Below are 19,423 nucleotides of genomic sequence, written 5' to 3'. Positions count from 1 at the left end.
AGGAGGAAACGCCGGTATCATCCGGATCCGCAACCACAAGACCCTTTTCGAAGGAAGCAGAGATCGTATGGTTAGCACTTACCTTTTCGAAGGTGTAGGTGCTGACCGCGCCCACGCTCTTGCCGTCCACCAGCACGTCCGCGATCTCATAGCCGTCTGCCGCCGCAATCGTGAAGGTCTTGCTGCTGCCGGCCGTCACGCTGACCTTGCCGCTCGGGTCGATTGTACCGCCCGTGCCTGCGCTCGCCGTGATGGTGTAGGTTGTGGTTCCGCCACCGCCGCCAGAAGTGGTCTCCTTCTCGTATACAAGCACAAACGGCGAGAAGGAATCCGTCTGGAATGTTACATACTGCTTGCCGTCAACCGTTACCAGATTCGACGCAAGCACTTCCGGAGGCATTTTTTCAAGTTCGCTGCTCATATCGGCATAATTTCGATCCAGCGCTTCAAAATGCACAATATGGAAATCCTTGCTGGTATCCATATCCGCCGGCACCGGCCAGTACATTGTCATTTCCTGACCATCACCCAAGGTCAGATAAGCATTGCCGTTCTTGGTGTCCACCAGATCCAGATACTTTTCCTCGTAGGTATAATTACCATCCGGAATGTCAGCCATATTGTCCTCGATGTACTGAGCCAGCACACCGTCGCTCAGGACATCATCTACCAGAAGCTTTACGCCGCTTGGATCGGCAACTTCCACCTTGCTTCCGTTGACATAGTAGGTAACATCAGCCGGTGCAACCGCAGAAATGTTGCTGCCCGAAACAGCATTTTCGTTTTTCACAATTTCGGTTGTTGCATTATCGGCAGTCAAACCACGGACTACCAGTTGGCCTTCTGTTCCGTCAACTTTACAGGTATATGTTTGGCCGTTGACCGTAATCTTCGCAGTGACTTTGTCAGCCGTTACTTCATCTGTGTAGATGCGCATATCATATGCCTTATACTGCTCATCACTGCTGGGAACAAATTCATCGCTGGAGATTACCTGTTCCGGATTATCCGGATCTGTTAACTGCAGGCGAACCGGAATGTTGCCCGTTCCCTCACCAGGCACAATGCGGTAGATGTAGCGAGCTGTTGTTACACCTGCCACATCCGTACTATGCGCATCTGTGCCGTAAGGCTTAAGGTTCCATTCTTTATGATTGCCTTGATCATCGTCATAGGTCAGCACAATCATTTCAGACAGGTCTTTTGCATTGGCATGGCCGCCCAACTGCTCATTGATCCAATTCGGCAAAGTAATGAAATACCCGGGCTCCGGCAGACCATTTTCAGTCGTTGTAGTTTGACCTTCGCCGTCCACCACACCGGTATAGCCTTCGCCGCCAGTGTAGACCGTGATATCCGCCGGGGTGATGGTGACTGTATTGGGACACTTGGCAGTGACCGTGTTGGCCTTCAATGTTGCACTTGTATCGGTGCTTAGGTCAATGTCAGCCAACTCATAGTCCATAAATTGAACTGCATGAACAAAGGAAACAGGGTAAGAGTTAGGATCCGATTCATTGACGAAATACTCTTTCCAACCTTCCCAGCTGCTTGTCAATCGAGCTGAAGCGGTCATGTAATACGCACGAGGCTGCATCACCTTATCTCTCATGCTGAACTGGCCAACAATATTAGCAGAGGTCTGCACGCTTTCGTTCGCGGTCCAATTGCTGCCGGATTTGAGTTTGAAATCCAGCCCACGAATCGACAGATCTGCACTCGCATCGGTGTTTCCAACATTCTTATTGTTCCATTGCAGCCTGATCTCAATATAATAGCCATCATTTTTCCTTGGCACATTTTCAGGATTAAAGGTAATGGAATAAATTCCTTCAGCCGTGTTTTGTACAGTGGCTCCTGAAATGTTAGTTTCAGAACCAGACTTCAAGACAACTGGTGCATAGTCATGGAGTTTATCCGGCGAAGCGTCAAATATTATGGTTACTGTTCCGTCTTCTCTCTCATTTGCAAATTCCAGTTTGCTGTCTATGCTCACTTGGTAAGTAAATTCTGCAAAACTACTTTGAAATGTCATACCGCCAGAATCAGGAACCTGTGTCAAAGCAGAATTCACATGTGCAGATACGAGATAATGAATCTCCTCATTCTTAGACAAAGACACTTCTTCATCCGTCTTGTCCATGCCATCTCTCACAGACTGTACAATCAGGACATTATTGTCGATTTCGTCACTGCCGACAAATCCATCCAAAGAGATCGTTTGAGCAGCTTGAGCCAACCCGTCATCATCCAGCAAATCAATCTCTTTCCATTGAGCAGTAAAGGTTATAGTGTCGTTTTCATCTGCAAGCGCAGAGATATCTTCGATTTCCTCACCGATGTCATAAAGCTTGCTTGTGTCGTCATTTGCCTGCCAACCTACAAAATCATAGTAATTATTGTGCTGGGAAATGTTGAATGCTAAGAAATCTGCATAGCCATATCCAAAGTTGAATTGGCTGAAATCGGATACGGTGTATGGTGAATTGTTGTAAAAAGAACCGGCCAATTTATCCAAGTCACCCGAAACTTGCGTTTTGTTGCCATCGCCGTCAGCTATATCCATTTTCATTCCAGCTGTGCCATAGTCTACCACGGGATACACGGTTGTGACACCCGAGGGAAGTTTTAGGTCATAGCTGACCTGATAGGAGGTGACATCTACTGATTCGCCATCGGCAAGCTTCCACCCATACCAAATAAAATAATAGTTGCTCTGACCAGGGTCCAGATTAATATTAGAGGTATCAACAATGTAATTCTCTATGGCAGTTGCTGATTGAATCTCAGCTGGACTCATTAACTCAGATTGATCCCCAGGCGTTTCTACTTCCCGACCATTGGCAACAAAAACTTTATAAAGTTCCCATTTTCTACCTGCCATGTCAAAAAAGTATGGGATTACTGAACCGTCGCGCTCACTCTCGGGCATATCCGGAGAATAAACGTATGTGTTAATTATATTTGCTTCAAAATTTGTAATTAGAGAATCAGTTATTTCGTCTTCGATACCGCCGAAGACATCCTCAGCATCCAGTAGTTTCTGCGTATACTCCCCAGAATCGTTAACGCAGAAATGTTCTGCCCGGACTCTGATTTCTTTGCCAGTGCCTGTAGTTAAAGCAAATGCAGAACCCGGCAATAACGTCATCAAGAATGCTGCAATAAGTAGCATGCTTCCAAAGCGTTTTCTCATAGTCCGCCTCATTCGCATTTTGACATTCTCCTTTCCAAAAAATCGATCTATCCTTTAGCAAGTGCGGCGCGAATGCCACATTTTCGCCTGCTGATTTTATACAGATCGACTCTCCATCTTAGCAAAACGATCCGCTTCCCGTTCTATTTATATTGCATCACCCTCCTGCTCCGCGCCCTTGTTTTTGTTTATTTTGCTTATAAAACTCGCATATTAACATGAATTTTATGTTTAAATCACACCATAACATCCGCCTATTCACAAGCATTTTAGAAAATTTTAACACGTTCCACAAGGATACAGGTGTGCATTACTCATGTATCCTTTTATTTCTTATCATTTTACCGAGCAAAAGTTACAACCGTGCAATTTTTCCTTAATTTTGCAGCATTTTCCAGCAGATATACCAAAAATCAAAAGATAAATCGAGCATTCTGCAGTATCGCCAGATACAAGTAGTCGAATCTGAACGGAAGAATAATCCAAACATATACTATACAAATAGAAGCTGCTGGAGCGTTTACTCCAGCAGCTATTTTTCTGTCCAAAGGCGACTTGCCTATCTTTCAAAATCCGAAGTACCTGACCCACGGTGTGCATCACACCTTGCCCTGTTGGCTCATTCTGCTGCTCTGAAGCCTGATTGACTGCATCCCGGACGAGCAACGCGACTACCTGCAAGTATTCCGCTTGCAAAAACCGCAACCGGCCAGCATATCGCCCACTCGCAGGAACAACCACCCTACTCCTATCAAATGGACGTGCCCTGCGACTTTGCTGTCCCCGCTCCATCTTAAAGACCACTTTTCACATTCCAATACATACCGGCTCACAACCCAAGCAGCGCCTCCCGCTTTTCTCCGCGAGAGGCGCTGCTTTTCAGCCGCATTCGCCGCACTTGCAGGCTCCGGCCGCTGTCCGGCTTCCAAAACTTGTCCTACTTTATCAAAAAATGTACTTACCTGCGGCGAAATTACGTTTATTTGTTATGAATTTGGCGTTTTTTATCACAATATATATTTTTTTGCCTTGACGAACCGTATGTTATTGTATAGAATAGATAGGTCACTTGCACTAAACTGAAAAAGTATGGTTTTACCGTTCAGCAGTGCAGGCAGTAAACAAAATGAAGGGATAGAATGTTGTGGAAAAGAAAGAATTCCAACCTTATGTTCCCGCTGACAAAGTAATGCCCGAGTTTACCGTGGTATCCATTCTGTTGGGTGCCATTCTGGCAGTTGTCTTTGGCGGCGCGAACGCCTATCTTGGGCTGCGAGTCGGCATGACCGTGTCTGCCTCCATTCCCGCCGCCGTTATCTCGATGGGCATCATCCGAAAGATCCTGCGCCGGGACTCCATTCTGGAGAACAACATGGTGCAGACCATCGGCTCGGCCGGTGAATCCGTCGCGGCCGGCGCCATCTTCACCCTGCCCGCTCTGTTCATGTGGGCGAAGGACGGCCTGTGCGATGTGCCGTCTCTGGTGGAGATCGGCCTGATCGCACTGTGCGGCGGTGTGCTGGGCGTACTGATGATGGTTCCCCTGCGCAGCGCGCTGATCGTCAAGGAGCACGGCGTGCTGGCCTACCCCGAAGGACAGGCCTGTGCCGAAGTCCTGATCGCCGGCGAAGAGGGCGGCTCCAAGGCCTCGACCGTATTCTCCGGTCTGTTCATTGCCGCCATCTACAAGTTCGTGGCCGACGGCCTGAAGATCTTCCCCAGCGAAATCACCTATGACATCCCCGCTTATAAGGGCTCGGGTGTCGGCATCGACGTGCTGCCCGCTCTGGCCGGCGTCGGCTACATCTGCGGCGCACGGGTATCTTCCTATTTGTTTGCCGGCGGTGTGCTGGGCTGGCTGGTCATCATGCCGCTCATGTGCCTGTTCGGCGGCGATGCCATCCTCTTCCCGGTCACCGACATGACCATCAACCAGCAGGTTGCCGCCAAGGGCGTTTCCGCACTGTGGGGCAATTACCTGCGTTACATCGGCGCCGGCGCCGTAGCCTGCGGCGGCGTGCTGAGCCTGATCAAGTCCCTGCCCATGATCGTCCGCACCTTTAAGGATTCCATGAGCGTCTATGGCAAGGGCCGTGAAGCCAGCACCCTGCGCACCGAACAGGATATCTCGATGCGCAGCGTACTGATCGGCGTGCTGATCGTTGCGCTGGCCCTGTGGCTGATTCCCGCGATCCCGCTGAACTTCTTCACCGCGCTGATCGTCATTGTTTTCGGCTTCTTCTTTGCGATGGTATCCTCCCGCATGGTCGGCCTGATCGGCTCTTCCAACAACCCGGTTTCGGGTATGGCGATCGCTACCCTGCTGATCTCCACCATCCTGCTCAAGTCCACCGGCACGGTCGGTGCGGAAGGCATGACGGCTGCCATCGTCATCGGCGGCATCATCTGCGTCATCGCGGCGATCGCCGGCGACACTTCGCAGGACCTCAAGACCGGCTTCCTGGTCGGTTCCACTCCGAGAAAGCAGCAGATCGGCGAGCTGATCGGCGTTGTGGTTTCCTCGATCGCCATCGGCGGCATCCTGTACCTGCTGTCCATGGCATGGGGCGGTTACGGCTCTGACGCCCTGCCCGCGCCGCAGGCTGTGCTGATGAAGATGATCGTCGAAGGCGTTATGGGCGGCAACCTGCCCTGGAACCTTGTTTTTGCCGGTGTGTTTATCGCGCTGGTCATCGAGATTCTGGGTCTCCCGGTTCTGCCGATCGCGCTCGGCCTGTACCTGCCCATTTACCTGTCCGTTCCGATCATGCTGGGCGGCATCCTGCGCTGGTTCCTTGACAAGCGCAAGTACCGCGACGAAAAGGAAAAGAATACGGTCATCCAGTCCGGCATTCTGTATTCCTCCGGCCTGATCGCGGGCGAAGGCATTGTCGGCATCATTCTGGCCATGCTCGCCGTCATCCCGATGGGTGCGGGCAGCAATGTCGGCGAATTCATCGACATAAGCGGCTCGTTCAGCATCGGCCGGATCGGCGGCCTGATCGTGTTCGCAGTGCTGCTGCTGAGCATGTACTTCTTTGCCACCAAAGAGCAAAAGAAAACCAAGTAAAAACATTTTCCGAACAGGGCTGTATCCTTTGGCATGCAGCCCTGTTTGAGCATGACAGGAGGAGAGGATAGCATGGCAAAAAAGCCGCAGAACTATCTGGATTTCGTCCCTGTGGTCAATCCGCAGAACAGTTGGACCGAGGATGCGCAGGGCATCGTCACGATCGACATGGTGCACCGCGGCTTTTATGCGCGCATCGCCCAGAAGTTCTTTCACACGCCCCGCGTCAGCCATATCAAGCTGGACACCTACGGCAGTTTTCTGTGGAAAGAGATTGACGGCATCCGGACGGTCGGCGATCTGGCGGAAAAAATGAAAGCGCAGTTCGGCGAGCAGGCCGAACCGTTATACGACCGGCTGGTCAAGTATATGCAGATTCTGCACAACAACCATTTCATCCTGTTTCGCGGAAAGGATAAGGGAACGGCATGACGACAGGACAGATGATTTTGGGTATCCTCCTGTTTGCCGCGGTCACCGCCCTGTTGTATGTCTGGGGCCTGCGCAAGAGCATGACCCAAGCGGCGGATCTGGAACGGGTCCTGCTGAGCAAGTGCGCGGCCCGTGTGCTCGCCTACCTCAAGCATCACCCTACCATCACCCAGAAGGAAATCGCCCGCCAGATTCAAACGGTCAAGGCCGGGCAGTTCTGGTCCCGCAGGCAGGTACAGGTGCAGGATGCGCCCACCTTTGCCAAAAAGCTGACCCGCTACATGCTGGAACAGCAGCTGCTCGAACCGGCCGGCAGCGCCTGCTACAAACGCAAACCATAAGCATTTTACAAAGGAGTATCGTATCATGGATGTACTGGCACAATTAGAACCCCAAAGCGTATTCCGCTTTTTTGAGCAGATGTGCGCCATCCCGCATGGCTCCGGCAACACCAAAGCCGTCAGCGACTGGTGCGCGGACTTCGCGCGTGCGCGCAATCTGGAATACCATCAGGATGCCGACCACAATATCATCATCATCAAAGAGGCCACGCCCGGCTACGAGCAGGCGGAACCCATGATTTTGCAGGGCCATCTGGACATGGTATGCCAAAAAGAGCCCGGCTGTGCCAAGGACATGGAAAAGGAAGGCCTGGATCTGGAAGTAGACGGCGACTGGGTCCGCGCCAAGGGCACCACGCTGGGCAGCGACGACGGCATTGCGGTTGCGATGGCGCTGGCCGTTCTTGACGCCGACGACATTGCCCACCCGCGTGTGGAAGCTGTATTCACCACGGATGAGGAAACCGGCCTGTTCGGCGCAGCCTCAATCGACGTCAGCCCGCTCAAGGGCCGTCGGATGATCAACATGGACTCGGAAGCTGAGGGTGTCTTCACCGTCAGCTGCGCGGGCGGCAACACCACCACCTGCATCCTGCCGCTCCGCCGTGAAGCCTTCTCCGGCTGCGCCCTGCGCATCACAGTCGGCGGCCTGACCGGCGGCCACTCTGGCTCGGAAATCGACAAAGGAAGCGCCAACGCCAATATGCTGATGGGCCGCGTCTTGCAGGCCGCAGCCGCCTGCACCGAGCTGCGCATCGTATCGGTCGATGGCGGGTTAAAGAACAACGCCATTCCGGTCGAATCCGTGGCGTGTGTCGTGGTGGCCGATCAAGCGGCTGCACGCGACGCGCTCGCGGAAATGAACGATGTGCTCCGATCCGAGTACCATCTGCCCGACCCCAACCTGTTCGTCACCGCGCAGGCGGAAGAGGCGACGCAGCCGGCAATGGATGCCGTGACCACCGACAAGGTCATCTGCATGCTGACCTGCCTGCCCAACGGCATTCAAGCCATGAGCGCCGATATCCCGGGTCTGGTGCAGACCTCACTCAACCTCGGCATTCTGACCACAGCAGCAGAAGAACTCTGTGCCGAATTCAGCCTGCGCAGCTCGATTGACTCCCAAAAGGAAATGCTCAAGCGCCGCATGGCCTGCCTGATGGCGCAGCTTGGCGGCCGCGTGACATTCGAAGGCGAATACACCGGCTGGCAGTATCAGGAGCACTCTCCCCTGCGCGAGCTGATGGCGGAAGTATTTACCGAACAGTATGGCAAGGCGCCGAAAATCGAAGCCATCCATGCCGGTCTGGAGTGCGGCCTGTTCGCCGGAAAAATGCCCGGCCTGGACTGCGTTTCCATCGGCCCCGACCTTTTAGGCGTGCACACGCCTCGTGAACGCATGAGCATCTCTTCGGTACAGCGTGTCTGGAAGTTCCTGCTGGAAGTGCTCAAGCGCGCCAGATAATCGCTTTCCCGCAACAAAAACCTGAAAGAAGTCAAAAAGACGCCGCTTAAGGGCGGCACGCATAAAACAGCATAAGATTGTTTTCGGGAAACGGCGTAGCTTCGGCTATGCCGTTTCTCCGTTTTGCAGGTCATTGAGCAAGGACGCAGGGAATATCCCCACAAGATCATAGGAAATGTCAATTTGCTGTTCCCGATAACCTTTGGACTTGTCCGGTGCGTGAACATATACCGCCTTTACCATGTCATTTAAGACGGCAGGCGTTAATTCGTCCAAGTCGAGATACTTCCTTACTTTGCCGATAAACCTGTCAATGTTTTCTGTTTGTTCTTCCTGTTTTGTAATTTCTTCATTCAGACGCAACAGCTTTTCCCGCAGTTCTTCCTGCTCCTGTTCGTAATCGTCAGAGAGCATTTGAAATCTGCTGTCAGATAATTTCCCGTTGGCATTATCCTCGTAAATACGCTTGAATAATCGGTCAAGTTCTTCTATCCGCCGCTCCGCTTGTGTGAGTTGCCGCCGCTTTGCTGCAAGTTCTTTTTTCGCTTCGGCTTTCTGCTTCGCGCCCATAGCTTTTCGGAATTGTTCTTCGTGGTTCGCGACACAGGCAATCGTCATTCTCATGTGCGCGAGTACCCCTTGTTCCAAGACAATAGCGCGGATAAAATGCGTCGGGCAGACTTCTTTTCCTTTCAGCCTTGAAGTGGAACAAACGAAATGGTCTTGCCTTGCTTCAAAGTTCCTGCTTGTGCAATAATACAGCTTTTTGCCGCAATCGGCACAGCGTACAACGCCGGAAAACATATTTGTCTTGCCTGTCCTCGTCGGGCGGCGTTTATTCTTCCGTAATCCCTGCACCCGCGCCCATGTGTCAGCGTCAATGATTGCTTCATGGGTATTCTCGAACACAAGCCATTTTTCTTCGGGATTGTAGCAAGTTTTTTTGCTCTTGTAGGACTGCTTATAAGTCTTGAAGTTTACCGTATGCCCTTGATATTCTGGACGCTCCAAAATATCGGCTATGGTATCGCCCGTCCAGTAATAGGGATTGTCCGGCAGTGCGTTCCTCGTTACCCTGCCTGTCTGCTGAAAATGAATTGTCGGCGTTATGACTTTATCCTCTTTCAGAATACGGGCGATCTGCGACGGTCCGTATCCGTCCAGACAAAGGGCGAATATCCGCTTAACTACCGTTGCGGCTTCCTCGTCCACAATCCACCGCTTTTTGTTTTCCGGGTCTTTTATGTAGCCATAAGGCGGGTTAGTACAGAGATGTTCCCCCGCTTCGCCTTTGGACTTCATCACCGAGCGTATCTTCTTGCTGGTGTCTTTCGCATACCACTCGTTGATGATATTGAGAAACGGGGTGAAGTCGCTGTCCTGCTGATTTACGCTGTCTATGCCGTTGTTGATAGCGATAAACCGCACGCCTTTTTCCACAAACAGGACTTCGGTGTAAAATCCAACTTTCAGATAGTCGCGACCAAGCCGCGACATATCCTTGACTATCAAGGTGGACACTTCGCCGTTTTCGATTTTTTCCAAAAGCTCGCTCCAACTCGGACGGTTGAAGTTCGTCCCGGAATACCCGTCGTCCACGAAAAACAAGGGGTTTGAGAAATGATTTTCCTTTGCGTATTTACTTAAAATCGCCTTTTGATTTACAATGCTGTTGCTGTCGCCCGTCAGTTCATCGTCGCGGGATAAACGGCAATAAAGGGCGGTGATTTTGTCAGACTGCCTTGACATAGTTTCTGCTCCTTTCATCGGCGGGCAGTCTGCCATTACAGGATTGCTTGTACTCATTTTAACGCTCCTTGTTTTCTTCATCAATAGGCGACTGCTCCATAAGCCGCAAAACTTTATGGGGCAGGCTTCGGCTTCCGTCGTAGCTTCCCGTAAAACGATAGAGCGTCCTGCCAGATTGTATGGTAACTTCGTGTTCCGGCAGTTCTTGATACAAAGGATTTTTTACAACGATTTGCCCGTCTTTGATTTTTCGTTTCCTTTCCATTCCTTTCCCGTCCTTTCTTTGTTTTGAGTAGGGAGCAAGCACAGCAAATGAGTACCCACTTGCCGCTTGCTACTTTCGCAGCAAGCATAGGAAAGGGGTACCCTTTCCATAAAAATCCCCGTTTTGACGCTTTGCGCTGGACGGGGATTTTCTCTTATTGGGAGTTTCCCAAGCCCTTTACTTCCTCTCAATCAATATCCTGTCTGAAAGGCAGCTTTTGTTGCGTTTTTGCCTTTCACTATATACAACGTCGGACTTTCAATTTTGCCAAAGATTTTCTAAATATTAAGCTGCTTCTTGACAATTTTATATTTATATGCAACAATAGTTATGTAACATATGTTTTATATTAAATTTGAAAAGAGGACTACTCTATGCCGCCAAAACCAAAAATCACAAAAGATATGATTTTAACTGCTGTTTTGGATATTACGCGGGAAACAGGGTTTGAAGCAGTCAACGCAAGGAGTATTGCGGGGAAATTACAATGCTCAACGCGCCCGATTTTTACCTGTTATGAGAATATGGAAGAATTGAAAGTCGAGTTTTTGGCCTTTGCCTTTGAATACTACAACCTATATGTAGAGAAATATAAAAAATCTGAACAGGTTGTATCTTACCTGCTGTTTCCCCTTTCCTATATCGAGTTTGCAAAAGAGGAAACAAATCTGTTTCGGTTGCTGTTCATCAGCGATATGGATTTAGATATGGTGGAAGCAAACGACTTTTACCGGGAACTTGGCAATGAAGAAAAAGCCAAAGCCTTTTCACAGATGATAGGCGTAGATCCAAAACAGGGAAAAGAAATATTTTTGGATTTATTTCTTTACTCACATGGTATTGCAGTTTTGACGGCAACTGGAAAACTATCGTTTGACAAACGCAATTTAGAAACTATGCTACAAAACTTTCTGTCTGCATATGTGAAACAGGAAAGAGAAAAGGTGGGGTCATCCTATGGAATCCAATCATTATCTAATTGATTTTTATAAGGCTTATGACGAAGACAGCCGCCTTCAATCAAAGCATGGCTCGATTGAGTTTCTGACGACCATGCGCTATGTGGAGCGGTACTTAAAGCCTGGAAATCGTATTCTTGAAATCGGCGCGGGAACAGGACGATATTCTCATGCTTTGGCTCGCAGGGGATATGTAGTTGACGCGGTAGAACTCGTAGAACATAACATTGAAGCTTTCCAGAAAAATACACTTCCAAATGAACATATTACGATTTCGCAGGGCAACGCTTTGGATTTGTCTGCCTTTTCGGATAATCAATATGATGTAACGCTTCTACTCGGTCCTCTCTATCATCTGTATACACAGGAGGATAAGCGGCAAGCAATCCGGGAAGCAATCCGCGTTACCAAACAGGACGGCGTCATTTTTGCCGCCTATGTGATTTCGGACGGCTGCTTGATTGATGAGGGTTTTCACCGGAAGAATATCAATGTTGCAGAATATGTGCAAACAGGGCTTCTCGACGCTGAAACCTTTGTCGCAAAATCTGAGCCAAAGGATTTATTTGAACTTGTGCGGAAAGAAGATGTTGATGAAATCATGTCGGTGTTTCCGGTAAACAGGCCACACTATGTAGCTTCCGACGGCTGCGCCCTGCTGCTTAGGGAGGCAATCGACACAATGGACGAGGATACCTTCCGTTTGTATTTAAGCTATCATTTTGCCACCTGTGAGCGCAGGGATCTAGTGGGTATTACAAGCCATGCACTTGATATTTTCCAAAAGTTATAACATTTTTGCCTCTCTTTTTTGTGCAGGAAAAGAGAGGACTTGCCCTTTGTAGGTTGATAAAATGAAATAGGTAGAGGGGGAATGAATATGGATTGGATTGAACGACTTAACGAGGCAATTCGCTATATAGAAGAAAATCTAACAGGCGAAATCGAGCATGAAAAACTCGGACAAATTGCCTGTTGCTCTGCGTACCATTTTCAAAGAATGTTTGCGTATATAGCCGGTATGCCTTTGTCCGAGTATATCCGCAAAAGGAGGATGTCGCTTGCGGCTGTTGACCTGCAAAGTAGCAACGCAAAAATTATTGATGTAGCTACAAAATATGGGTATGCTTCGCCTACTGCGTTTAACAGAGCGTTTCAATCTGTTCATGGCGTAAATCCTTCGTCAGTAAAGAGCGAGGGTATCGCAATCAAATCATTTCCACCCATTACCATCAAAATCACCGTCAAAGGAGTGGAAGAAATGAATTATCGGATTGAAACCAAAGAGGCGTTTCGTATTGTTGGAAAGTCATTCCCGTTAAGCAGAGAAATCGAACAGAACTTTTCGGAAGTACCGCAAATGTGGCAAGGTACAGTTTTAGACGGTAGCCTTGAAAAAAATAATCTCGCTGATGAATCGTGAGCCGCAAGGCGTTTTAGGTGTAAGTGCTTGCAGCGATGATGAAGAATGGAAATATTATATAGCGGTTTCCTCCTCTGCCGAAATTGACAATTCGTTAGAAGAATACATCATTCCAAGCTGCACATGGGCAATTTTTCCGGGTGCGGGAACGGGAAAATCTATTCAAGAGCTGGAAAAACGCATTGTAACAGAGTGGCTTCCAACTTCCGGCTATGAATTTACCTACGGACCGGATGTGGAAGTTTACTTTAATCCCGACCCACAAAATACCGTTTATGAGGTTTGGATACCCGTCAAGAAAAAGCAGGTGTAACCGTTCTGAATAAAAAGGTTGATTTATCTATGGACGAAGATCAACGTCAAAATAATAAAGAAAAATATTGGCTGCTATGCCCTGTTTGTAAGAACAAGACACGGATAAGATTACGGGCCGATACGGTGCTTGAACACTTCCCGCTGTTCTGCCCGAAGTGTAAACAGGAAACGCTAATCAATGTAAAGCAACTCAATATATCTGTTATCAAAGAGCCGGACGCACAGACGCAGAGCCGATAACACGCAGATAAAAATGCGGTTATCGGCTCTGTTATTTTGTTTGGAGGTATCTATGCTGATTGCCATTTCTCATAACCTACGGTCAAAAAAAGCCTTTGCACCTATATGGGATTTTGCGCCTCTGAGTATGAACACACAAGCCATATAGTTATCTCTTACAATTCCTATTCCCGACGCCCATGCGGTTTTATGCTGCATGGGCGTCGGTTGTTATCACCCACCACTTGGGGCAGAAAGGGGGTGAAAAAATGATGAATACAGAGCAGTACAGGGAGCATATCGAGTACACTTTTAATGCCTTTTGCAAGATTGTGCTTTACCACGCTGCATTGGACACTTACAAAAAAATACGTAGGAAACAACAGTTTGAAGTATCCCTCGACTATCTTCGGGAGTTTGATTTTGAGCCTGTTACTACAACAGACGAGTATTTTGTAAAATACAATATGCCTACCACTTTTACCGTTTGCGGGAAATCGGTCATTGTGGGAAGTGAACAGTTAGCAGCCGCGCTTTTGCGTCTGCCGGAAAAGCGGCGGGAAGTCCTGTTTTTGCGATACTACCTCGGTTACAGCGACACCGAAATCTGTCAGATATGCGGCATTAGCAGAAGCGCAGTTTTCCGCAGGCGAAAGGTTGCCTTGCGCTTACTGCGAAAAGAAATGGAGGCGTTAGAAGATGAAAAATAGGAAATACAATTTGCTGCCCTATGAAACGATTGTAAAGGCTGCCGCCGGGGAGCCGGAAGCAGTAAACACCGTTATTCAAACCTATATCGGATACATCAAATATCTGTCCTACTTTCAAGGAAGTATCAACGACGATATCCAAGACGATTTGAAAGCGTCCCTAATGGAAGCCCTGCCCAAGTTCCGCTTTGACAGATGATAAGTAGCAAAGGCAGAAAAAGCCGTCAAGGATAAACTTCGCGCTCGCGTCCTTGACGGCTTTTCCCGCCTTTGTTGTTGAGCAACCAAGAGGGCGCAAACGGATAAACCGCTTGCGCCCTCAAAATATTATGAGTATGTTGTTACGCGATAGGAAGTGATAGAGCCTTGTACTATGCGGCTTTGTAGGCGCAAACCAAAAGCAATGGGGACTTTATATTGTTACTCTCAAAAATGGCTGTCTACTGCGTAACATTTCACTATGCCAGCATGGACATTTAGACGGGCAAAAAGCCTTGATTTATGCGGCTTGCAGAGGGTAAAACAGAGCAAGTAGTATCATTTCCCTCGAAAGCTCAAAAATGCCGTTCTATCATTCCACGCGACACAGAAAAAGCAAGCAAGAAGTTTTTGACCTCTTACCTGCTTTCTGTCGGAATCCGTATGGCAGCTACCCTGTTTTTGTTGTTTATTTTATGAGTAGTTACCATGCATAGCATATATTGTCTCAAATTATCGACAATCATATTCTCCTATAGTATAATAATCATAATAGACAAAATTGAGTGGGGAGGGATAAAAATGTTTTTTTCTGAAAGATTTCAAGTCAGTAGCAAATTGATAAAAGAATATGGCGCTATTGATATTTCTTTAGTTTGTGATATTCCTCTGTTTATTGACCCTATGCTTATTTTTAATAGTGAGAAAAAAGTATATAAAAACTTGCATGAAAGTATAGTTCGCTATTTTTATTTCTTGTATACAAAAGCAACGCAAAGGCTAACAGCAAAAGAGATTAACGCATGGTTTAATTTCAGTGAAGTGCCCAACAACTGGTTGGGGTATTCCTTAGTTGGTAATAAAGGCTTGGCACTTGGAGAAAAATATGCAAAATTTTTATATAAGAACATAGGGTTTGCCATTAATACACATGGGATATCTCAATCGCAGCACATTGAAAAAGTAATGTTACTATATGATGGTAGTGGTAAAGATAAAATTAGTGATTTGACGGTAAATCTTATAAAGGGATTTTTATGTGAATATACAGAAACATTTTCATTAAAGTATATTAATGCGGAATTCCTTGGAAAATTCCCTGTAGATAAGGCTTATTTCAATTATGAAACCGAAAGTTTCGTAAGTAAGGAATATGTTCTTCCATATGTCTATGATGAAAAGGGCAGAAAAGAATATGTTCTATTGACACCTTATGATATTTTGAGAGAAGATGAACCCTCAATTAATAGAAAAGATTTTTATGATAGTTATGAACGAATTCGTACAGCCATTGAAAATGATACATTACGAGCGTATGTAAATAATTATATCGGATTAGCCGTAAAACAATACGAGGAAAACCAGAGAAGAAATCGCAGAGCTTTGCGTGAAAAATCTATTAAGAAGATTGAAAAAGCTGCTTTCAGAGAATTATCGAGGGAGTATCCCGAACTTTATGATTACTATATAAAGTTAAGAGAAACAGATATTGATGAAATACGTTCCACATGCTTATCTGAACTGAATACACAATTAGAAAAATTATTCGTTTCGTCGCAGAAGATTATTTCTTTATTTGAAAATTCTGGTTATCAAGTAAACGAAAAGTTAACTGCAAGAGAAGAAGCAAAGGAAAGATTGAGATATTTCAAACATATTATTGAAGATTGCGATGGATATAAAAACCTGTATGTTAAAGGAAAACAAATTGCAAAAGAGAATGATTTACAAAGGCTTTTCCGTTTCGTTTGGTATGGAACAAATTATAAAGTAGATGCAGAGCCTAATAATGGAAGAGGTCAAGCTGATTTCATTGTTTCAATGGGGCAAAAGGACCAAAGCATTGTTGAGTTTAAGTTAGCAAGCAACTCAACATTAGCACATGTATTTACACAAGTTAAGATATACGAAGCTGCAAATTGTGCTGATGGTAGCTTGATTGCAATATTTTGTTTCTCAGAAAGAGAATATCTTTATTCGGAGCAAATTGTTAAGGATGCTGGATACGAAAGTATGATTGGCGAATCAATTTATTTAATTGATTGTAGGAATGATAACAAACCATCTGCTTCAATAGCGTAAACAAAAAGTATGCGTATCGTTCAAATGATACGCATACTTTTTCACACCCTGTATGGCAACTGCTCTGTTTCCGTCGTTTGTTGGTACTGTTTTATGAGTGTCTCCGGTATACGGCGTCTTTTTTGTTTTCCGCAGACTTGGTGTCTCGTGGCAGCGCGTCCGGGCCCATCTGCACCGAATCACACCATAGAAAGAGCGGATCGGTGAGGCTATGTGTCACGAAACGCAAAAAAGCGCTGCCCAAGGTAATTAAACGCGGTGAACAGGCACATGCCGACGAACATCGAGACATTGTCCCGCACGGCGGGCGCCGCGCCCGCAAGCGCTGCAAGGCACAGCGGTTTGGCGATGCCGTAGGCGAGCAGATAACACGCGGCGATGTTGACCGCGAAGCGCACGACCTCGCCCGCGCGCTTTCCCCGGCTGCCGAAGGTGAAGTATTTGTTCAGGAGGAAACTTAAAATGCTGGTCAGGATGTAATTTGCCGCACTCGAAACCCAGTAGGTGCAGTGCGCGAGGTTATACAGCCCGAACATGATTGCTGTGCCGACCAGCGTGTTGATCACGCCGACCAGCAGGAATTTGATGAGTTTGCGGTCGATCAGGCCGCGCAGACGGCTCATCGCACCCCCTCCTCGGTCTCCCGCACCAGGTAAACCGGGCGGCGCTTGGTTTCCAGATAGGTTTTGGCCAAATACTGCCCGGAAATGCCGATGCACAGCAGCTGCACACCGCCGAGGAACAGCATGACGCACATCGTGCTCGGCCAGCCGCCGACCGGATCGCCGAAGGCGAGCGTCTTGACCAGCACGACCACGACAAACACGAACGCGATCAAGCAGATCAGCACGCCCAGCACGCTCGCCAGCGCGAGCGGCGCGGTGGAAAACGCGATAATGCCCTCGAGCGAGTACAAAAACAGCTTCCAGAACGACCACTTGGTCTCACCCGCGACGCGCTCGGCATTGACAAACGGCACCCATTTGGTCTTAAAGCCGACCCAGCCGAAAATGCCCTTGGAAAAGCGGTTGTATTCGCGCATGGACAGGATCGCATCCACCATTGCGCGGCGCATCAGGCGATAGTCGCGCGCACCGTCCACGATATCGGCGTCCGATATGCGGTTGATGAGCTTGTAGAACATACGCGCGAAGAACGAGCGGATGGGCGGCTCGCCCGCACGCGTGGTGCGGCGGGTAGCGGCGCAGTCATAGCCCTCCTCGGTCACAGCTTTGTATAGCTCAGGCAGCAGCGCGGGCGGGTCTTGCAGGTCGGCATCCATAGTGGCGACAAAGTCGCCCGTCGCGGCCTCCAGCCCCGCGAGCATGCCGGCCTCCTTGCCAAAGTTGCGCGAAAACGAGACAAAGCGCACGCGCCCATCCTGTGCAGCCAACCGGCGCAGTGTGGGCAGCGTGTCGTCCTTCGAGCCGTCGTCGATGAACACGAATTCAAACTCCACGTCGTCCATCTCGCCCGCGACGCGGGTGATCTCCTGATAAAAGAGCGGCAGCGCGGCCTGCTCATTATAACAGGGCACGACGATCGAGATTTTCGGCATGGTCTTCCTCCTTTCCCATCAGCCGGTCAAGGCCGAGCGAGGCGCCGCAGAACAAAAACAGCTGCGGCAGATAGGCATAGCGCGGCTGCACTTCGATCAGAAGAAACGCGCAGAATGCCGCGAACACGACAAACAGCGGAAGATAGGCCGCGGGCGCGAGCGTGCGGCGCGGGCGGTACAGCCCGAAGGCCGCCAGCAGCAGCGCGGCATAGAACAGCAGCCGATCCATCTGTCGGATGTTGTCATAGATCAGCGTCAACCAATCGCGCAGCTGCAAATGGCCAAACGCCCAGTTCAGGGCATCGTCGCACCAGAGGACCTGCACTTTGTGAACCGCGTGCAGCAGCAGCGCCTCGGGTCCGGCGGACAGGCGTTCGGAAATCAGCGCATCCTGCAGCGCGTAGGTTTCCTCGGTCGGCTGGAAATCTTGGTCGAAGGTCGGGACCAGACGGGTCCAGTCCTCGGTCGAATACGAGCCGCCGGTGTCAAAATTCAGGCCGGTGATGAATTTCCAACCGGGAAAGCAGTTGGCCGTGCCGTGTGCATTCAGCCCGCTCGCGCGCACCGCGGCGTCCGCGCCCGCGCCGACCGCTCCGTAGACCACCAGCAGCGCCGCCATGCCGCACAGGATGCGCTTGGCCGTCTCCGGCCGACGCAGCACGGCAAACACCGCATACGCCAGCGCGGCGACCAAAAGGATGATACCCTCACTGCGCAGCAGGTTGCCCGCCTGCAACGCAAGTCCAGCAAGCGGAAAGCGCCAAAAGCCCAGCCGCGTGCCGTCACGGCAGACAAGCAGCCATGCGCCGAGCGTCAGAAAAAACGCCGAGGCAATTTGGTTGGTCAGCACGGTGGGCAGGGTCAGTGCAAAAGGAAACGCCGTCAGCAGCAGCATGGCAGCCTGCGCCGCGCTCTCGCGCACATGATCGCGCGCCAGACGGTAAATCAGGCAAACTGTACCTGCGCTGAGCAAGGCATTGACCAGTTTGAGGATCAGCGGGTTGTTCCAAACCGCAAGCAGCATCGCCTGCCAGGTGACGAACACGCTCTGATAGGCCCAGAGAGAGAAATATGCCACCTTCTGAAAGGAGAGGTCGCCCGCCAGCAGGCTCTGCGAAGCCTCGAACAGAAGGGCAAAATCACTGATAATCGGTGGGTTGAGTTCCAGAACGACCCACAATCGCAGCAGGAAACCGCCGATCAACAGCCAGAGCGTGAAATGCGGGATGATTACGCGCCGACGTACCATCCAGCCGGCAGCAGCCAGGACGCACAGACCGGCAAGCCATCCGCCGGCAAGCAGGATACCGATGACGGCAAGAACAAAACAGATTAGAAACAGTCGTTGCATGATATGAAAAGCGTGCTGCATGCTACTCGCCTCTTTTTCTTCCCAAAACGAATCAAACATCACTTCATCGCCGGATTGCGCAGCGATTCC

15 protein-coding genes and 2 pseudogenes are annotated in these 19,423 nt (G+C 49.3%); 11 read left to right on the top strand and 6 right to left on the bottom strand.

Annotated elements, in window-relative coordinates:
* Positions 1-3,196: pseudogene (locus EJL02_RS13155) on the bottom strand (hypothetical protein); the annotation flags it as partial.
* Positions 3,197-4,385: 1,189 nt separating this feature from the next.
* Between EJL02_RS13155 and EJL02_RS13150 the strand changes: the two are divergent.
* From EJL02_RS13150 to EJL02_RS13135, 4 genes are all read left to right on the top strand, one after another.
* Complete coding sequence (locus EJL02_RS13150; RefSeq protein ID WP_442858023.1) at positions 4,386-6,266, top strand: OPT family oligopeptide transporter; 1,881 nt, start codon at positions 4,386-4,388, stop codon at positions 6,264-6,266.
* A gap of 72 nt (positions 6,267-6,338) precedes the next feature.
* Entirely contained in the window at positions 6,339-6,698 is a 360-nt protein-coding gene (locus EJL02_RS13145) for a PqqD family protein (protein WP_125116815.1), read from the top strand.
* Positions 6,695-7,039: a hypothetical protein gene (locus EJL02_RS13140; protein ID WP_125116814.1), complete on the top strand. Its 345-nt coding sequence runs from the start codon at positions 6,695-6,697 to the stop codon at positions 7,037-7,039. Before EJL02_RS13145 ends, EJL02_RS13140 begins: the two co-directional genes overlap by 4 nt.
* 25 nt (positions 7,040-7,064) lie before the next feature.
* Positions 7,065-8,504, top strand: a complete 1,440-nt coding sequence (locus EJL02_RS13135; protein WP_125116813.1) for an aminoacyl-histidine dipeptidase — start codon at positions 7,065-7,067, stop codon at positions 8,502-8,504.
* 105 nt (positions 8,505-8,609) lie between these two features.
* On the opposite strand, the gene EJL02_RS13130 is transcribed toward EJL02_RS13135, so the two are convergent.
* Positions 8,610-10,253, bottom strand: a complete 1,644-nt coding sequence (locus EJL02_RS13130; RefSeq protein ID WP_125116819.1) for a recombinase family protein — start codon at positions 10,251-10,253, stop codon at positions 8,610-8,612.
* 58 nt (positions 10,254-10,311) lie between these two features.
* Entirely contained in the window at positions 10,312-10,518 is a 207-nt protein-coding gene (locus tag EJL02_RS13125; protein WP_125116812.1) for a hypothetical protein, read from the bottom strand.
* Between the two features lie 374 nt (positions 10,519-10,892).
* Between EJL02_RS13125 and EJL02_RS13120 the strand changes: the two genes are divergently transcribed.
* From EJL02_RS13120 to EJL02_RS13090, 7 genes and pseudogenes are all read left to right on the top strand, one after another.
* Positions 10,893-11,501 (top strand): TetR/AcrR family transcriptional regulator, encoded by a 609-nt coding sequence (locus tag EJL02_RS13120; protein WP_125116811.1) that lies wholly within the window; start codon positions 10,893-10,895, stop codon positions 11,499-11,501.
* Positions 11,476-12,270 (top strand): class I SAM-dependent methyltransferase, encoded by a 795-nt coding sequence (locus EJL02_RS13115; RefSeq protein ID WP_125116810.1) that lies wholly within the window; start codon positions 11,476-11,478, stop codon positions 12,268-12,270. Before EJL02_RS13120 ends, EJL02_RS13115 begins: the two co-directional genes overlap by 26 nt.
* Positions 12,271-12,357: 87 nt before the next feature.
* Positions 12,358-13,213: pseudogene (locus EJL02_RS13110) on the top strand (AraC family transcriptional regulator).
* A 29-nt stretch (positions 13,214-13,242) separates the two neighbouring features.
* The gene (locus EJL02_RS13105; RefSeq protein WP_125116809.1) at positions 13,243-13,455 is read left to right on the top strand and encodes a cysteine-rich KTR domain-containing protein; all 213 of its coding nucleotides are present in this window, start codon (positions 13,243-13,245) and stop codon (positions 13,453-13,455) included.
* Between the two features lie 248 nt (positions 13,456-13,703).
* Positions 13,704-14,144: an RNA polymerase sigma factor gene (locus EJL02_RS13100; protein WP_125116808.1), complete on the top strand. Its 441-nt coding sequence runs from the start codon at positions 13,704-13,706 to the stop codon at positions 14,142-14,144.
* Positions 14,134-14,343 carry a helix-turn-helix domain-containing protein gene (locus EJL02_RS13095; protein WP_125116807.1) on the top strand — a complete coding sequence of 70 codons (210 nt, stop codon included), beginning with the start codon at positions 14,134-14,136 and terminating at the stop codon, positions 14,341-14,343. The genes EJL02_RS13100 and EJL02_RS13095 overlap by 11 nt, the downstream gene beginning before the upstream one ends.
* 581 nt (positions 14,344-14,924) lie before the next feature.
* Complete coding sequence (locus tag EJL02_RS13090) at positions 14,925-16,424, top strand: hypothetical protein (RefSeq protein WP_125116806.1); 1,500 nt, start codon at positions 14,925-14,927, stop codon at positions 16,422-16,424.
* A gap of 209 nt (positions 16,425-16,633) precedes the next feature.
* Here the strand turns inward: EJL02_RS13090 and EJL02_RS13085 are convergent, their stop codons facing one another.
* Genes EJL02_RS13085 through EJL02_RS13075 form a run of 3 tightly spaced genes read right to left on the bottom strand, consistent with a single transcriptional unit; the run spans position 16,634 to position 19,354 of the window.
* Positions 16,634-17,047 (bottom strand): GtrA family protein, encoded by a 414-nt coding sequence (locus EJL02_RS13085; protein ID WP_125116805.1) that lies wholly within the window; start codon positions 17,045-17,047, stop codon positions 16,634-16,636.
* A complete protein-coding gene (locus EJL02_RS13080; RefSeq protein ID WP_125116804.1) occupies positions 17,044-17,982 on the bottom strand; it encodes a glycosyltransferase family 2 protein in 939 nt (312 codons plus the stop codon). The genes EJL02_RS13085 and EJL02_RS13080 overlap by 4 nt, the downstream gene beginning before the upstream one ends.
* Complete coding sequence (locus EJL02_RS13075; protein ID WP_164510430.1) at positions 17,948-19,354, bottom strand: glycosyltransferase family 39 protein; 1,407 nt, start codon at positions 19,352-19,354, stop codon at positions 17,948-17,950. The genes EJL02_RS13080 and EJL02_RS13075 overlap by 35 nt, the downstream gene beginning before the upstream one ends.
* Positions 19,355-19,423 lie beyond the last annotated feature (69 nt).

This window comes from Agathobaculum sp. Marseille-P7918, assembly GCF_900625105.1.
In the GTDB taxonomy this organism is placed as follows: Bacteria; Bacillota; Clostridia; order Oscillospirales; family Butyricicoccaceae; genus Agathobaculum.
The sequence above is the reverse complement of the archived record's forward strand: the minus strand, read 5'-3'. Positions and strand labels throughout refer to the sequence as shown.

Coding starts and splice junctions, on each gene's coding strand:
- EJL02_RS13115 (WP_125116810.1), top strand. CDS start 11,476: ATGGAATCCAATCATTATCTAATTGATTTTTATAAGGCTTATGACGAA.
- EJL02_RS13140 (WP_125116814.1), top strand. CDS start 6,695: ATGACGACAGGACAGATGATTTTGGGTATCCTCCTGTTTGCCGCGGTC.
- EJL02_RS13120 (WP_125116811.1), top strand. CDS start 10,893: ATGCCGCCAAAACCAAAAATCACAAAAGATATGATTTTAACTGCTGTT.
- EJL02_RS13125 (WP_125116812.1), bottom strand. CDS start 10,518: ATGGAAAGGAAACGAAAAATCAAAGACGGGCAAATCGTTGTAAAAAAT.
- EJL02_RS13080 (WP_125116804.1), bottom strand. CDS start 17,982: ATGCCGAAAATCTCGATCGTCGTGCCCTGTTATAATGAGCAGGCCGCG.
- EJL02_RS13075 (WP_164510430.1), bottom strand. CDS start 19,354: ATGCAGCACGCTTTTCATATCATGCAACGACTGTTTCTAATCTGTTTT.
- EJL02_RS13100 (WP_125116808.1), top strand. CDS start 13,704: ATGATGAATACAGAGCAGTACAGGGAGCATATCGAGTACACTTTTAAT.
- EJL02_RS13105 (WP_125116809.1), top strand. CDS start 13,243: ATGGACGAAGATCAACGTCAAAATAATAAAGAAAAATATTGGCTGCTA.
- EJL02_RS13130 (WP_125116819.1), bottom strand. CDS start 10,253: ATGTCAAGGCAGTCTGACAAAATCACCGCCCTTTATTGCCGTTTATCC.
- EJL02_RS13095 (WP_125116807.1), top strand. CDS start 14,134: ATGAAAAATAGGAAATACAATTTGCTGCCCTATGAAACGATTGTAAAG.
- EJL02_RS13150 (WP_442858023.1), top strand. CDS start 4,386: ATGCCCGAGTTTACCGTGGTATCCATTCTGTTGGGTGCCATTCTGGCA.
- EJL02_RS13135 (WP_125116813.1), top strand. CDS start 7,065: ATGGATGTACTGGCACAATTAGAACCCCAAAGCGTATTCCGCTTTTTT.
- EJL02_RS13090 (WP_125116806.1), top strand. CDS start 14,925: ATGTTTTTTTCTGAAAGATTTCAAGTCAGTAGCAAATTGATAAAAGAA.
- EJL02_RS13145 (WP_125116815.1), top strand. CDS start 6,339: ATGGCAAAAAAGCCGCAGAACTATCTGGATTTCGTCCCTGTGGTCAAT.
- EJL02_RS13085 (WP_125116805.1), bottom strand. CDS start 17,047: ATGAGCCGTCTGCGCGGCCTGATCGACCGCAAACTCATCAAATTCCTG.